Genomic DNA, 14,822 nt, shown 5'->3' on the forward strand with positions numbered 1-14,822 from the left:
CAGCATTATCAGAGGAGAACAGAATGAGCCAGCAGTTTAACGTAGCGGTATTGGGTGCCAGCGGCGCCGTGGGTCAGGCGATGATCGAGATCCTGGAAGAGCGCGAATTTCCGGTAGCGACCCTCTATCCGCTGGCTTCCAGCCGCAGCGCCGGTGATACCGTGCGTTTTGGCGGCAAGAACCTTGAGATCCTCGATGTCGAGGAGTTTGACTGGAGTCAGGTGCAGATCGCGCTGTTCTCCGCCGGTGCCGAGGTCTCTGCCAAGTGGGCACCGATTGCTGCCGAACACGGCTGCATCGTCATCGACAACACCTCTTGCTTCCGTTACGACGAAGATATCCCGCTGGTGATCCCGGAAGTGAATCCGGGCGCCCTGGCCGATTTTCGCAATCGCAACATCATCGCCAACCCTAACTGCTCCACCATCCAGATGCTGGTGGCCCTGAAGCCGCTGCACGACGAAGTGGGTATTGCCCGCATCAATGTGGCGACTTATCAGTCCGTGTCAGGCTCCGGTAAAGAGGGTGTCAGCGAGCTGGCAGGCCAGACCGCCCATCTGCTCAACGGCCGTCCGGTAGAGCCGACCATCTATCCGCATCAGATTGCCTTCAACCTGATCCCGCAGATCGACAGCTTTACCGACAACGGTTACACCCGTGAAGAGATGAAGATGGTGTGGGAAACCCAGAAGATTCTGGGGGATGCCAGCATTGCCGTGAACCCAACCTGTGTGCGGGTGCCGGTTTTCTATGGTCACGCCGAGGCGGTACACGTCGAGTTGCATCAGCCACTGGATGCCGAACAGGCCAAAGATCTGCTGCGCAATGCGCCAGGTGTGACCCTGTTTGATGACGAAGGGGATTATCCGACCCCGGTACGCGATGGGACTGGCAAGGATGAGGTGCTGGTGGGACGGGTGCGTCAGGATATTTCTCACCCGAGCGGTATCAATATGTGGATCGTGGCCGATAACGTTCGTAAGGGCGCGGCAACCAACAGCGTGCAGATTGCCGAGTTGCTGGTTCGCGACTATCTGTAAGGCCAGATAGCCTTGGCAAAGGCGCAGCAAGGAGTGCTGCGCTTTCACAGTAACAGCGGGGCGTCTGTGACCTGAGCCGCACTCTACTGCATCCAGATTCTGTTGGGATATCAACTGATTAAGTTTTTTCCTACACTCAGTGGCACATTCAGTGACACATTGGGTGCTAAATGTGTCGGACAGCTGGCTTGCCAGGCGAGCCTGATTTATATTGAACCGACTGTTTTGGGGTAACTATCCAGATTTTTCAATGTGATAGGGCCGTCATACGAAGGAACGAATATGGGACATTCCCGCATAACATTGGCAACACTACTCGCATTGGGTCTGCTGGGCATCGTCCAGGCTGAAGACTCGGCGCGGGAGCCTTTTTTTGTCGAGCTAAAAGGCCCTGACGAGCCGGCACCTCCTGCCGTTAATCGTCAGCCGCTGGTCCAGCCACAAGCAACACCCGTGGCGCAACCGGTGCGCGCAACCGCCCAGCCGGTGGTGCGTCAGGCCACTGCCAATGCCGGTAGCTATGGCCCCGTTCGTCCTACCGACACCCTCTGGAGTCTGGCGAGCAAATATCGCCCCGCCAGCGGTGTCAGCGTCTACCAGACCATGGTGGCGATTTACGAGAAAAATCCCCGCAGTTTTGCCGATGGCAATATCAACCACATTCTGGTGGGATCTCGAATTTTGCTGCCCAGTGCAGCAGAAGCGAGTGTGATAACCGATGCTCAGGCCCGTCAGCGTTTCAACAGTGACAACGCCAGCTGGAAGGGGCTGAGCCCCAAATATCTGGCTGACAAGCAGGCCCACACCGCAAAACCGGTAGCAGCCAAACCGGCGAAGGTTGAAGCTGCCAAATCCGAGCCGGTGAAAGCCGCCCCGGCACCGCTGCCAGTGGCGAAAGCTGCACCCATTCCAGCCCCTGTGGTGGCACCGCAACCGGCTGCTGAAACCAAAGAAGTGGCCAAGGTCAGCGAACCGGCGCCAAAAGAGGCGGTGGCTCCCGCTGCTGTGCCCAGTGCAGCACAGAGCACCACACCCGCACCGCTGCCATCTGACCTGGATAAGCCGATTGGCAAACCGGCCACCGAGATGGCGCTGGCGCTGGAAGATGCCAATGCCCAGCTCGGTCAGGTCACCGAGATGAACCACAGGCTCAAGCTGCGTCTGCAATCCCTGACCGAAGAGGTGGAAACCCTCAAGGCCCAACTGCAGGACCAAACCTCGCTGCAAAAAGAGATTGCCGAGCTCAAAACACAGCCAGTCGCGCCGATGGCGGCCGCGCCTGAACCGGAAAAAAACTGGTTGATGGATCTGCTCGCCTCACCGCTCAACCTTGCCATGATCATCTTGCTGCCGGTGCTGCTGGTATTGGCACTGGTGACCCTGTGGTTGCGTGCCCGTGCCCGTCGCGAGTTGGAAGAGCAAGAGAAGAGTCTCTCCGAATCCACCGCCATGATGATGGATCAGGAGCAGAGCGAGTTTGATGATCTGCTCAGCATCGATGTGACCGATAACGAGCCTGTGCGTCCGGTCGCGGATCTCAATACCCCTGATGGCTTTATGCCGATTGAGCCTGATGCACCGCAGCGGCCAGATGTGGATCTGGTGTTCAGCGATGATGGTGAGGTGGCGCTGGAGGGTTTCGAGCCCGAGCGGATGCCCGCCCAGTCTGCCAGCCGGGATCCGGATTTGGTGCCTGATCTGGATCTTATCCATGACGAACCCAAGGTGCAGCTCAAGCAACCGGCCATGGACTTGGCCAGCGAGTACAAGCCCAAGGCGAGCAACGAGGTAATGAGCGAAGAGGAGCTACAGGCGGCCCTGTTTGCCGAGCTTGATGCGGACCTCTCTGCCGATCTCGACCCTGACTTGAGCTCCATTGACGAGGTTGGCGCTACTGACGACGATCTGGCCAGCTTCGATCTCAGCGATTTCGAAAATGCCCTCGATGAGCAGACCGCTGGCAAAAAAGGCGATGATAACGCCATTGATCTCAGTGCCGCGGACGAGAGCGCGGATGCGATGCTGGCCGAGCTGGGTCTCGAGCCCACCAAGGTCAAGGAGGCCGAGCTGGATCTGGAGTGGGATCCTAACGAGTTGGCGCTCTCTGATTTTGAGGATGCCTTTGCCGAGGTGGAGTCCCATCAGGGGGATGTGAAGCCGCGTGCACAGGCTAACGAAGGCGGTTATGTCGAGATCGACAAGCTGCTGGCTGAAGCGGATGCCACTGCGTCGGAACCGGAGCCTTATCAGGGCTTCTCGCTGGATGTGGGGCTGGATGGTTTCCCCGAGGTGCTGCCCGAATCCACCGGCTTTGACGTCGATGCCGATGACGGTGGCGTGGGGGCCAAGCTTGATCTGGCCCGTGCTTACCTGGAAATCGATGACAAGGATAGTGCCCGCGAGCTGCTGCAGGAGGCGGCAGAGCAGGGTAGTGATCACCAGCGCGCCGAGGCGGAGAAGCTGCTCAAGCGCTTGGCGTGAGTCACTTTCCAGTCACTGATTAACACCATGAGGGCAGCCAGCAGGCTGCCCTTCTTTATGGTGATGTCTTATTGCGATGGTGCCCGACAATGCAAGGCGAGCATTTGAACCGATTTCGCGGTTTGTGGGACTTTTTGGGCTGAGCGCGTATAATCCGCCCCGTTTCTTTCATCGCTTACTTTCACTACAAGATACGTTTATCCATGCGAATTGCCCTTGGCATTGAATATGACGGCAGCCGGTATTTCGGTTGGCAGCGTCAACGAGAAGTGATCAGCGTACAGGCTGAACTGGAAAAGGCCCTGAGCCGGATTGCCAACCACCCTGTCTCCATCCAGTGCGCCGGACGCACCGATGCCGGGGTCCATGCAACCGGTCAGGTGATCCACTTTGATACCGATGCAAACCGCGGCGAAGGGGCCTGGACCCTGGGGCTGAACTCCAACCTGCCACCGGATATCGCGGTGCGCTGGGTCAAGGAGGTGGATGAGTCGTTCCACGCCCGTTTCAGCGCCACCGCCCGTCGCTACCGTTATGTCATCTACAACCATAACTACCGTCCGGCGATCCTCGGCAGTGGGGTTAGCCACTACCATGAGACCATCGATGCTGAATTGATGCATCAGGCGGGCCAGAGTCTGATTGGGGAGCATGACTTCACCACATTCAGGGCCATTGCCTGTCAGTCCAACACCCCGTGGCGCAATGTGACCCACCTCTGCGTCAGTCGTCAGGGGCCCTATATCGTGCTGGATATCTGTGCCAACGCCTTTTTGCACCATATGGTGCGTAACATCACCGGCTCCCTGTTGCTGGTGGGGCAGGGGCTCAAACCGGTGGAGTGGATCGCCGAGGTGCTGGCAGCCAAGGATCGCAACCTGGCCGGGCCGACCGCCAAGGCCGGTGGCCTCTATCTGGTGGATGTCGATTACCCGGCCGAGTTTGCCCTGCCCCAGTTGCCGCTTGGCCCGCTGTGGCTGCCGGACTCGGCACCGGGTACGACCAGTTTTTAGTAACTGCGCCCAAAAAATTGTGGTTTAATGACCCGTCATTTGTTGCCATCGAGCTAGTAAGTCATTGAACAATCTAGTCTCGATGCGTGTTGTCAGGCACAAAAGCATTAAGGAATTCCATGAGCTGGCTTGAGAAGATTCTTCCCAAGAGCAAGATCACTGCGCCCCGTCGTCACAACATTCCGGAAGGAGTGTGGACCAAGTGCAGTGCTTGTGAACAGGTGCTCTACCGGGCAGAGTTGGAGCGCAACCTCGAAGTGTGCCCCAAGTGTGATCATCATATGCGCATCAGCGCCCGTGCCCGTCTCGAGAGTTTCCTCGATGAGCAGGGTCGTACCGAGATCGGTGCCGAGCTGGAGCCGCAGGATGTATTGAAATTCAAGGATTCCAAGCGCTACAAGGATCGTTTGTCTGCCGCTCAGAAAGAGACGGCTGAAAAAGATGCGCTGGTGGTGATGAAAGGGACCCTCAAAGGGGTGCCAGTCGTCGCCTGTTCGTTCGAATTCTCTTTCATGGGTGGCTCTATGGCCTCCGTGGTCGGTGCCCGTTTCGTGCGCGCCGTCGAGGAGTGCATCAAGGATGGCCGCGGTCTGGTCTGCTTCTCCACCTCCGGTGGTGCCCGCATGCAGGAAGCCTTGTTCTCCCTGATGCAGATGGCCAAGACCAGCGCCGCGCTGGACAGACTTACCAAGGCGGGTCTGCCCTATATCTCTGTGCTGACCGACCCCACCATGGGTGGTGTTTCCGCCAGCCTAGCGATGCTGGGTGACATCAACGTGGGCGAGCCCAAGGCGCTGATCGGCTTTGCCGGCCCGCGCGTCATCGAGCAGACCGTGCGCGAGAAACTGCCGGAAGGCTTCCAGCGCTCCGAGTTCCTGCTGGAGAAGGGCGCTATCGATCTGATTATCGATCGCCGCGAGATGCGTAATCGTCTGGCCAGCTTGCTCGCCAAAATGCTGAATACTCACATCATCGAAGAGTGAAGATGAGTTCAAACATGCAACAATCCCAAAGCCGGTCGCTTGTCGACTGGCTTTCTTATTTGGAGCAGATCCACCCGGTCAATATCGACATGGGGCTGGATCGGGTCGGTGCCGTTGCCCGGCGTATGGGTCTCACCCAACTGCCATTCAAGGTGATCACTGTGGCCGGCACTAACGGCAAGGGCTCCAGCTGTGCCATGGCGGCCAGCATTCTGATGGCGGCTGGCTACCAGGTCGGGGTCTACTCCTCTCCCCATTTGCTGCGTTTTACCGAGCGGGTGCGGGTCAATGGGCAAGAGCTGGCCGATAGCGAGCACTGCGCGGCGTTTGTCGAAGTGGAAGCCGCTCGCGGCGAGATCGCCCTTACCTTCTTCGAGTTCGCCACCCTGGCTGGCTTGTGGCTCTTTCGCCGCGCCGCACCGGACGTGCTGCTGCTGGAAGTGGGGTTGGGCGGTCGGCTCGACGCCACCAATGTGGTGGAGTCAGATGTGGCGATGATCACCTCCATTGCCCTCGATCACTGCGACTGGCTGGGGGATACCCGCGAAGCCGTGGCGGTGGAGAAAGCAGGGGTCTATCGCGCTGGCAAACCCGCCATTAGCGGCGAGCCCAACCCGCCAGCGACCATCGCCAGCGAGGCGCAGCGCCTCGGTGCCTCCCTGCGTCAGGTAGGGATCGACTTCTCTGGCAAAGAGCATGAGAGCTGCTGGGATTACCACGGCCTCAATCAGTGGCGGGATCTGCCCAAGCCGGTGTTGCCGCTGATGAACGCGGTGACTGTGCTGGCGGCGCTGGAGTCGCTGGGCTTGCCGCTGCCAGAGTCCGCCATTCGTGACGGGCTGGCCAATGCCCAGCTGGCTGGCCGGATGCAGCGGCTGCAAAGCGCGCCGCTGGTGATCGTTGATGTGGCCCACAATCCCCATTCGGCGGCTTACCTTGCCACCCAGCTGCGCCAAATGCCCTGCACCGGTATGCGCCGCGCCGTGGTCGGCATGCTCAAAGACAAGGACATGGCTGGGTCGCTGGCCGAGCTCGATGGCCTGATTGCCCAGTGGTATCTGGCCAGTCTGACCGGCCCGCGCGCCGCCACTGCCGAGCAGCTTGCTATAGCGCTGGGGGCAGGCAAGGGGCCTGTGCACTGTTTTGATGAGGTGAGCGGCGCTTATCAGGCCGCGTTGGCCGCCTCGAGTCCGGACGATATGGTCATTATGTTTGGTTCGTTTTACACTGTCGCCGACATTCTGGCAGGTGTCGCCTCCTAGGCCACACCGCCGCTTTCCTGCCCACGGCAGGAGAGTTAAACCGCGTATTGAGTTAAGTAAAGGTAGGATTCAACTTGGCCTCGAAGTTTCAAAACCGTCTGGTGGGCACCGTCATCCTGGTGGCCCTGGTTGTTATTTTCCTGCCGGACTTGCTGGATGGTCACAAGCTGGCGCAAAAGGAGGAGGCCTTTGCCAAGATCCCGCTGCGCCCTGATCTGGAGCCTGCCAAGCCTGCATTGCAGGTGTCGGCGGCGACCAGCTTGCCCGCCGAGCATCTGGCTAGTCAGCAACAGGCCTCGGCGGCCCAACAGTGGCAAGTGGAAGAGGTGGCCGATCCCATGACTCTGGCGGGTCAAGGGCAGGGCAATTCTGCCGCGCAGCCGGTTACCCCAACGGTCAAGCCCCAGCCCAAACCGGACGTGGTTGCCAAGAAACCGGTTGAGCAACCGAAGCCTGCTCCTAAGCCGGTGCCCAAGCCTGTGCCAGCCAAACCGGTTGAGGTCGCCAAAGCACCTGCGCCAGCCAAGTCGCAGGCGGGTCAGATCAAATCCCTCGACGATCTGATCGAGAGCAAGATGACGCAGCCGACCAAGCCTGCGCCAGCTGCTGCAGCGCCAGCTCAGGGCAGCTGGATCCTGCAGCTCGGTGCGTTCAAAAACGTCGACAGCGTCAATGCGTTGGTGGGCAAGCTGCGGGCCGCCGGTTATTCGGCCCACACCTCGCCACGCACGCCGGTGCAGGGGCAGATCAACCGGGTCTTTATCGGGCCTGATGTCTCCAAGGAGAAGCTGCAAGGCATACAAGGTCGGGTTTCCCAGATGACCGGGCTGAGCGGTTCAGTGGTCGCTTACAATCCGTGATGGTTGGTCTGAGCTAAAGCGTTGCCAAAAAAGCCCCCTCGTTGCACCAGGGGGCTTTCGTTATCTGCAGGGGCACCGATTAAGGTGCCCCTTCTTTATCTGTTGCTCAGTCTATCTCGATATCCACTGGCGCTATGATGGGATTTGCGACCGGCAGGTGGTGAAACAGTTGACGGAAATGGCGCTGAACTCGCCCTATGTCGATCAGCGACATGCCGGACGAAAAACCGAACCAGACGTAGAGCCCGGTGAGATCGCGAAACATCGGCGGCAGGTAGCGGGGGGCCGCAATCAGTCCTTCCAGATAGTGCTGATAGAGCACTGGAATGTCATCCAGCGTCACCTTACCGACAAACAGCATCGGTAGGATCTCGGGCACGCCTTCCAGCACGGCGCTGCGGATGAAGTTGACCGTCTCCACATAGCCACGCACGTAGGAGAGATCCTTGGTAAAGCAGGCGCCGCCGCCCACCATGCCACCCCGAAACACCCGTTGGGTGATCTTGTAGGCATCGTGCTCGCTGGTGCCTTGCTCGACGAAGTGGCGAAACACCTCGATAAAGTTGGCACCGCGCTCGGCCATGTCGATGGCCATCACCCGATCGGAGATGCGTTTGGCCCGGTCCGGAAAGGAGCTGAAGGTGAGCGTCTCAATCAATACCGCCAGCCCTTCCTGACAGGCGGTGATGCGCGGCGAGCCAGCGCTCAGCCAGGTGGCATAGGGCTGTTGACGGCCATTGAGGGTGGTGCCGACATGTACCCACCCTTCGTGTACCTCCAGCACCTGCAGATCCAGCTCGGAGAAGCAGGCGTGGGAGTTGAGCTTGATGTAATCCCCACCGGCAGCTGCATCTGAGACAATCCCGTCGCTCAGCTTCACCTGCACTGTGCCATCACTGAAATAGGTCGATAGCTTGTTTTGCAGCTTGGCAACGGCCGCTTCCCCTGAAAATGCCTTGGGATAGGGGCGCACCAGATGACGGGCGCCAGGCAGGGAGAAGATATCGCACAGGCGGGAGCCCAACTCCTTGAGGGTTTTGCGATCCCCGCGCAGGTGATCGCTGGCAGAGCCATACAGTAGCTGGCTGTAGCGCAAAAAATCCGGTTGCCCGCGCTGGCGCAGCATCTCGCTCACCACCATGTACTGGTCGACGGTTTCTTGCAAAATGCGACCCAAATCATCCTGTGGCCCCAGCTTTCTGCGGATCCTGTCGCGCAGTTCCTTTAGCTCCAGATACTTGTTGCGCGGGTCGAAACCAAGGGAGAGACTATCGTAGAAATGGTGATCAATAGCGGGCAGTTCTCGCCCCCCTTTGGCCAGAAAATCAGCCTGCAGGTGGCGTGGCCACTTGATGGCATCCAGAATGCGGATCGGTTTTTGCAGGGCAAGCAGCTCATCCGAGAGAGACTTCAGATGCAGGCGGTACTTTTCTTGGATGGTCATGGGGCCCCCTGTGGGGCAAGCGTAGCCGTGGATTGGGCTGAGTATATGCATAGTGCTTGCCAAAAAGAAGCGGGCGGCAGGGTTATCGGGCTGGTGTGCTTTTGGTTGATAGAGAATTGGTTTAGACTGCGCCCCTTGATCCAAATCTTGTCGTGGAAATGATGAATATCCCCAGCTCCGAAATGGTAATGCGTTGGTTACAACAGGCTCGTATCGAACACTATGTCTGCGATCAGTGTCATGGTATCCACATTGTCTCTTTGCAATCGGTAGATGGTATTCAAGAGAGTCGAATTTTTGTCGAAGAGGAGGGACTGCTGTTCTCCTCCGAGCTGGAAGTACGCCCTTCCGCTATGCTGCCGCTGGTGGCTGATCTGGGTCGACTCAATATGCAGTACCCCTCGCTCAAGGTGTTCCTCGATATTATCGATGACAACCTGCCGCGACTGGTAGTTGGTCATACCATCTTTACCAATGCCGGACTGACGGTTGAACAGTTCCTGCTGTTCGTGCAAAGCACCATAGCCGCGACCCATGAACTGGTTGCAGAGTGCGAGCGCTCAGGGTTCCTTAACCTCGCCGACATTCAGGTATCACCAGAATCTGTGCATTAAGCGTGCAAACGAACCGGTAATTGAAAAAAGCCGTTGACGAAGGAGGGGCTTTCTCCTACATTACGCCCCGTTCCAGCGCAACAGCGCAGTGAACTCCGTGTTGGCTGAACACGTAAAACCACAGACCAAAATTTGGTGAGCGGCTCCAGTGGCTGCCCACCGACGAAGTCGGCAAGAAAGCACGCGTAGCGTGATCCGAAAGCCACTTCAAAGAAGTAAAAATTTGGTGAGGTGTCCGAGTGGCTGAAGGAGCACGCCTGGAAAGTGTGTATACGGCAACGTATCGAGGGTTCGAATCCCTCCCTCACCGCCAAATTAAAAAAACCGACCTCAGGGTCGGTTTTTTGCTTTCTGGCAAACTTGGAAGCCAGGCAACCGCACTATGGCTATTGATGCGGGAGGGTGATCCCCTTTACCGGGTTATTTGCCGAAATCTGAATTTAAACAATATCCCTTCCTGCATCCCAATTCCCTCGGTCAATACTAATCAGCCAATAACCGGTTGTGGCAATCTTGTCGCGCCGAATGGTCACTTGCGTCAGTCATGGGGGGTTAGGTTGGGGGTGACTCGCTCTGCATCAGCACTATTGCCTCTTGTTGATAGTGCCGTAGCAGGGTTAGAAAGGCCTCTGGCTGCCGGTCCAGGCTGTCGATGGGGATCAGCAGGTCATAGCCGAGCAACTGGCGCAAACGACTCATCCGCTGTGCCAGCATGGCAATGGTCCCGTCATAGTGTTGCCCTTCGTGGGAGCGAAATCGTCCCTCTTCCAGCAGATCGCCCCCCAGCAGGGGATCGCCGCAACTGCCGCTCAGGCAGCCAGGCTGTTCGCTTTGCATTGCGTGTAACAGCACACTGCGCTGCTCGGTCAGCAGATGAACCGCCAGCCGCGGGGTGATCAGCGGTAGAAACTCGTCATAGCGTTTGATTTTGAAGCCAATGTAGGGAAGGGGATGCAGATCCCAACCCACATGAACCCGTGGTTGATCAACTCGCACAATGTTGTTCCATTTAATCGCCCAGCCACCATACCTGTGGTGGTAGTGCAGATAATCCCGGCACAGGGAGAGGCTGACCGCAGGCTCGTTGAGCTTGAGCCAGCCGATAAAGGTCATCATCAGGCCGGTCAGTAGTAGCGCATAAGCCGGGATCAGGGGGGCGCTGGCAAGTCGCCAGATCAGCAATAACATCAGGCTGGTGATGAGCACCCCGGAGCAGAGCAGGGTCAATCCGTTACGGCGGTTCAAGGGCTTCACGTGGCGTGTTTTCATCGGTTAGCTCCTCTCCTGACGGTTGGCGCGGCAATAATGCAAATGGCCATCTGTGGCCAAGTATAAGGGGCGCCCTTTTTTGAAAGCCAGCCACCCCGGTTGAGGGATGGGTGTTGGCGTGTCGGAAAGCAGATGGCAGCGACGCGCCTGCTCGGGTATAGTCCTGCGCCAATAGCGTGATCCAGTTCAGCTGACCTGTCGCAGCCCTGAGGGTGGCGACAGATAGGCCCGGTGTAAGGAGTGTTATGAAGTTCAGTCCCCTGCTCGATGAGATGATGAAAGCCCTGCAGGTATTGCCTGGGGTGGGGCCCAAGTCTGCCCAACGGATGGCGTTTACCCTGCTGGAGCGCGAGCGCAGTGGCGGCTTGCGGCTGGCTCAGTTGCTTAGCCGGGCACTGATCGAGATTGGTCACTGCAGCCACTGCCGCACCTTTACCGAGAATGATCTTTGCGAGATCTGCGCCAATCCCAAGCGTGAAGAGAGTGGCCTGCTCTGCGTCGTTGAGAGCCCGGCAGATGTGGCGGCCATCGAGCATACCGGTCAGTTCTCGGGTCGTTACTTCGTGCTGATGGGGCACCTGTCACCCCTTGATGGCATTGGCCCGGAAGAGTTGGGGCTGGAGATCCTGGAGCGACGTTTGCAAACAGAATCGATCGGTGAGCTGATTTTGGCCACTAACCCCACCATCGAAGGGGATGCAACAGCCTGGTATATCGCCGATATGGCCCGCGCAGCCGGTATCAAGGTGAGCCGCATTGCTCACGGCGTGCCGGTGGGTGGCGAGCTGGAGCTGGTAGATGGCACCACGCTTTCTCATTCGCTGATGGGGCGACAGCCGCTGAATTGAGTCCGCCTCGGCTCCCTCTGAACGGTATTCGTCATCACCACTTAACCCGCCAAGGCGGGTTTTTTTTGACTGAAGTAGGTGGCAGATGGTGTTTTTTGGCGCAAAAAACGCCATCTGCACTGCCAAGATTTTTTTCCCCCTTGAAATGAGGAGTCACGGCCCCATCTTGTATCAGGAATATGTTCAACCCGAATTGCCTGAGGATAGTGTCGATGACCCAAAGCGTTCATGCCGAAACCCACGGTTTTCAGACTGAAGTCAAACAACTGCTGAGCCTGATGGCCCACAGCCTCTACTCCAACAAAGAAGTGTTCCTGCGCGAGCTGATCTCCAACGCCTCCGATGCGGCAGACAAGCTGCGTTTCAAGGCGCTTTCCGATGCCTCTTTGTTTGAAAACGACGGCCAGTTGCGCGTTCGCCTGGTGGTTGATAAAGAACAACGGACCCTGACCATCTCTGATAACGGCATTGGTATGAGCCGGGATCAGGTGATTGAGCATCTGGGTACCATTGCCAAGTCCGGCACCGCCGACTTTTTCAAAAACTTGTCCGGTGATCAGGGCCGCGACTCCCAGCTGATCGGTCAGTTCGGGGTCGGTTTCTACTCCGCGTTTATCGTTGCTGACAAGGTGACCGTGGTGTCCCGCGCTGCGGGTACCGAACAAGGTCAGGGCGTGCAGTGGGAATCACAAGGTGAAGGCTCCTTCACCGTGGCTGATGTGACCAAAGAGGGTCGCGGTACCGACGTGATCCTGCACCTGCGTGAAGAAGAGGGCGAGTTCCTCGATGACTGGCGTCTGCGCAGCGTGGTTGCCAAGTATTCTGACCACATCAGTGTGCCAGTCGAGATGTACAAAGAGGGCACCCCGGATCGCGAAGAAGAGGGCGAGACCATAGTCGGTACCCCTGGCGAGTGGGAGCAGGTTAACCGTGCCACCGCACTGTGGACCCGCAGCCCGAAAGAGATCAAGGATGAGGAGTATCAGGAGTTCTACAAGCACGTTGCCCACGATTTTGAAGATCCCATGCTGTGGGGCCACAACCGGGTAGAAGGGGCGCAAGAGTATACCAGCCTGCTCTATATCCCGGCCCGGGCGCCGTTTGATCTCTACAACCGCGAACAGAAGCACGGTCTGAAGCTCTACGTGCAGCGCGTCTTTATCATGGACGACGCCGAGCAGTTTATGCCGACCTACCTGCGCTTCGTCAAAGGGGTGCTGGACTCCAACGATCTGCCGCTCAACGTCAGCCGCGAAATTTTGCAAGACAACAAGGTCACTGTCTCCCTGCGCAAGGCATGCTCCAAGCGGGTGCTGACCCTGCTGGCCAAACTGGCCAAGGATGACAGTGAGAAGTACGCCAAGTTCTGGAACGAGTTCGGTAACGTGCTCAAAGAGGGGCCGGCGGAAGATCACGCCAACCGTGAAGAGATTGCCAAGCTGCTGCGTTTTGCCAGCACGGCGGGCGAGGGCGAAGCCCAGACTGTCTCCCTCGAGGATTATGTTGGCCGCATGAAGGAAGGCCAGCAGAAGATTTATTTCATCACGGCTGACAGCTTCGCTGCCGCCCAAAACAGCCCGCACCTCGAGATCTTCCGCAAGAAGGGTGTCGAAGTGCTGCTGATGTCCGAGCGGGTCGATGAGTGGCTGATGAGCCACCTGACCGAGTTCGACGGCAAGCAGCTGGTCTCCGTCACCCGTGGCGAACTGGATCTGGGTGATCTGGAAGATGAGGCATCCAAGCAGGCGCAAGAAGAGGCTGAAAAAGCCAATGCCGGTCTGGTGGAGCGCGCCAAGCAGAGTTTGGGTGAAGCGGTGAAAGAGGTGCGTGTGACTCACCGCCTGACCGATTCTCCCTCCTGCATCGTCACTGATGCCTATGGCATGAGCACCCAGATGATCAAGCTGATGCGTGCGGCTGGCCAGCCGGTACCGGAGCAGAAGTACATTCTGGAGCTCAACCCCGACCATGCGCTGGTGAAGAAGCTCGACACCATCCAGGATGAGGCGCTGTTTGGCGAGTGGGTCACCCTGCTGCATGAACAGGCTCAACTGGCCGATCAGGGTGGTCTTAATGATCCGGCGAGCTTTGTCTCCCGCATTAACCGGTTGCTGCTGCAAGCCTGATAACCCGTTGTGCTAACAGCAAAAGGCCACTGCATCTGCAGTGGCCTTTTTTGATCTGCTGTGGTTCCGCGCTCGCGTGGGCGCAGCCGTTACGCTTATCTGCGGTATTCGTTGTTGTAGTTCTGGATCAGCCGGCGGGTGATATCGTGCTGGGGATCGGCAAACACCCGCAAGGTTTTGCCGCGCTCGACGATCCGCCCCTCATGCATTACCAGCACTTCGTCACTGATATGGCTGACGATACCCAGATCATTGGCCACCAGCACATAGCTCAGCCCCATGGTCTCCTGCATCTCCAGCAGCAGATTGATGATCTGGGAGCGCACCGAGATGTCGAGGGTAGAGAGCGCTTCGTCAGCCACCACAATTTTCGGATTGAGGATCAGCGCACGAGCCAGTGCCACCCGCTGTTGTTGACCCGCAGAGAGCATCTGCGGATAGAACAGGGCGTGATCCGGCAGCATGCCGACCATGCGCAGGGTCTGGATCACTTTCTCATTGCGCTCCTCATTACTCATCCCGGTATTGAGACGCAGCGGGGTCTCCAGGATCTGGCCAACCCGGATCTTGCGGTTGAGCGAGGTATTGGGGTCCTGAAAAATCATTCGCAGCAGTTTGCAGCGAGTCTGGTAGTCGCCATGCACCATCAGCTGGCCGTCGATGGCGATATCACCGCTGGTGGGCTCGATCATTCCGGCCAAAATCCGGGCGAGGGTGCTCTTGCCGGAGCCCGCTTCGCCGACGATGGCGAGGGTCTGGCCCACTTCGAGATCGAATGACAGGGGCTTGATCGCCTCCACTGCCTGACGACGGAACAGACCGGTGCGGTTCTGGTAGGTTTTGCTAAGGCCTCTGACCTGCAACAGGGATGGCTCGATCACA

The 14,822-nt window shown here is 58.1% G+C and carries 12 protein-coding genes and 1 tRNA gene; 10 read left to right on the forward strand and 3 right to left on the reverse strand.

Annotated elements, in window-relative coordinates; genetic code table 11:
- Positions 1-23 precede the first annotated feature (23 nt).
- From CF137_RS06645 to dedD, 6 genes are all read left to right on the forward strand, one after another.
- Entirely contained in the window at positions 24-1,040 is a 1,017-nt protein-coding gene (locus CF137_RS06645) for an aspartate-semialdehyde dehydrogenase (RefSeq protein ID WP_042022376.1), read from the forward strand.
- A 282-nt stretch (positions 1,041-1,322) separates the two neighbouring features.
- Positions 1,323-3,521, forward strand: a complete 2,199-nt coding sequence (locus tag CF137_RS06650; RefSeq protein ID WP_139718453.1) for a FimV/HubP family polar landmark protein — start codon at positions 1,323-1,325, stop codon at positions 3,519-3,521.
- Positions 3,522-3,724: 203 nt separating this feature from the next.
- A complete protein-coding gene (gene truA, locus CF137_RS06655; protein ID WP_042022379.1) occupies positions 3,725-4,534 on the forward strand; it encodes a tRNA pseudouridine(38-40) synthase TruA in 810 nt (269 codons plus the stop codon).
- A 119-nt stretch (positions 4,535-4,653) separates the two neighbouring features.
- Positions 4,654-5,517, forward strand: a complete 864-nt coding sequence (gene accD / locus CF137_RS06660) for an acetyl-CoA carboxylase, carboxyltransferase subunit beta (RefSeq protein ID WP_042022381.1) — start codon at positions 4,654-4,656, stop codon at positions 5,515-5,517.
- A 2-nt stretch (positions 5,518-5,519) separates the two neighbouring features.
- A complete protein-coding gene (folC, locus tag CF137_RS06665) occupies positions 5,520-6,779 on the forward strand; it encodes a bifunctional tetrahydrofolate synthase/dihydrofolate synthase (RefSeq protein ID WP_162515875.1) in 1,260 nt (419 codons plus the stop codon).
- A gap of 74 nt (positions 6,780-6,853) precedes the next feature.
- A complete protein-coding gene (dedD, locus tag CF137_RS06670; protein ID WP_139718455.1) occupies positions 6,854-7,639 on the forward strand; it encodes a cell division protein DedD in 786 nt (261 codons plus the stop codon).
- A 106-nt stretch (positions 7,640-7,745) separates the two neighbouring features.
- Here the strand turns inward: dedD and CF137_RS06675 are convergent, their stop codons facing one another.
- On the reverse strand, positions 7,746-9,083 hold the full coding sequence (locus tag CF137_RS06675) for a flavohemoglobin expression-modulating QEGLA motif protein (protein ID WP_139718456.1): 1,338 nt from the start codon (positions 9,081-9,083) through the stop codon (positions 7,746-7,748).
- Positions 9,084-9,241: 158 nt separating this feature from the next.
- Between CF137_RS06675 and CF137_RS06680 the strand changes: the two genes are divergently transcribed.
- Together CF137_RS06680 and CF137_RS06685 are read left to right on the forward strand one after the other, a co-directional pair.
- Entirely contained in the window at positions 9,242-9,697 is a 456-nt protein-coding gene (locus CF137_RS06680) for a type III secretion system chaperone family protein (RefSeq protein ID WP_082186808.1), read from the forward strand.
- Positions 9,698-9,922: 225 nt separating this feature from the next.
- Positions 9,923-10,010: transfer RNA gene (locus CF137_RS06685), tRNA-Ser, on the forward strand.
- Positions 10,011-10,249: 239 nt separating this feature from the next.
- Here CF137_RS06685 and CF137_RS06690 read toward each other — a convergent pair.
- The gene (locus CF137_RS06690; protein ID WP_139718457.1) at positions 10,250-10,966 is read right to left on the reverse strand and encodes a DUF2982 domain-containing protein; all 717 of its coding nucleotides are present in this window, start codon (positions 10,964-10,966) and stop codon (positions 10,250-10,252) included.
- 245 nt (positions 10,967-11,211) lie between these two features.
- Between CF137_RS06690 and recR the strand changes: the two genes are divergently transcribed.
- On the forward strand, positions 11,212-11,814 hold the full coding sequence (recR, locus tag CF137_RS06695; protein ID WP_068978499.1) for a recombination mediator RecR: 603 nt from the start codon (positions 11,212-11,214) through the stop codon (positions 11,812-11,814).
- A 212-nt stretch (positions 11,815-12,026) separates the two neighbouring features.
- Positions 12,027-13,940 carry a molecular chaperone HtpG gene (gene htpG, locus CF137_RS06700; RefSeq protein ID WP_139718458.1) on the forward strand — a complete coding sequence of 638 codons (1,914 nt, stop codon included), beginning with the start codon at positions 12,027-12,029 and terminating at the stop codon, positions 13,938-13,940.
- 95 nt (positions 13,941-14,035) lie between these two features.
- Here htpG and CF137_RS06705 read toward each other — a convergent pair whose 3' ends face one another.
- Positions 14,036-14,821: a peptide ABC transporter ATP-binding protein gene (locus CF137_RS06705; RefSeq protein ID WP_101325026.1), complete on the reverse strand. Its 786-nt coding sequence runs from the start codon at positions 14,819-14,821 to the stop codon at positions 14,036-14,038.
- Position 14,822 lies beyond the last annotated feature (1 nt).

It is taken from the genome of Aeromonas sobria, assembly GCF_006243315.1.
Classification (GTDB): domain Bacteria; phylum Pseudomonadota; class Gammaproteobacteria; order Enterobacterales; family Aeromonadaceae; genus Aeromonas; species Aeromonas sobria_A.

Excerpts from the sequence above, each read along its gene's own strand:
- CF137_RS06645 (WP_042022376.1), top strand. The coding sequence starts at position 24 with ATGAGCCAGCAGTTTAACGTAGCGGTATTGGGTGCCAGCGGCGCCGTG.
- CF137_RS06650 (WP_139718453.1), top strand. The coding sequence starts at position 1,323 with ATGGGACATTCCCGCATAACATTGGCAACACTACTCGCATTGGGTCTG.
- truA (WP_042022379.1), top strand. The coding sequence starts at position 3,725 with ATGCGAATTGCCCTTGGCATTGAATATGACGGCAGCCGGTATTTCGGT.
- accD (WP_042022381.1), top strand. The coding sequence starts at position 4,654 with ATGAGCTGGCTTGAGAAGATTCTTCCCAAGAGCAAGATCACTGCGCCC.
- folC (WP_162515875.1), top strand. The coding sequence starts at position 5,520 with ATGAGTTCAAACATGCAACAATCCCAAAGCCGGTCGCTTGTCGACTGG.
- CF137_RS06675 (WP_139718456.1), bottom strand. The coding sequence starts at position 9,083 with ATGACCATCCAAGAAAAGTACCGCCTGCATCTGAAGTCTCTCTCGGAT.
- CF137_RS06680 (WP_082186808.1), top strand. The coding sequence starts at position 9,242 with ATGATGAATATCCCCAGCTCCGAAATGGTAATGCGTTGGTTACAACAG.
- CF137_RS06690 (WP_139718457.1), bottom strand. The coding sequence starts at position 10,966 with ATGAAAACACGCCACGTGAAGCCCTTGAACCGCCGTAACGGATTGACC.
- recR (WP_068978499.1), top strand. The coding sequence starts at position 11,212 with ATGAAGTTCAGTCCCCTGCTCGATGAGATGATGAAAGCCCTGCAGGTA.
- htpG (WP_139718458.1), top strand. The coding sequence starts at position 12,027 with ATGACCCAAAGCGTTCATGCCGAAACCCACGGTTTTCAGACTGAAGTC.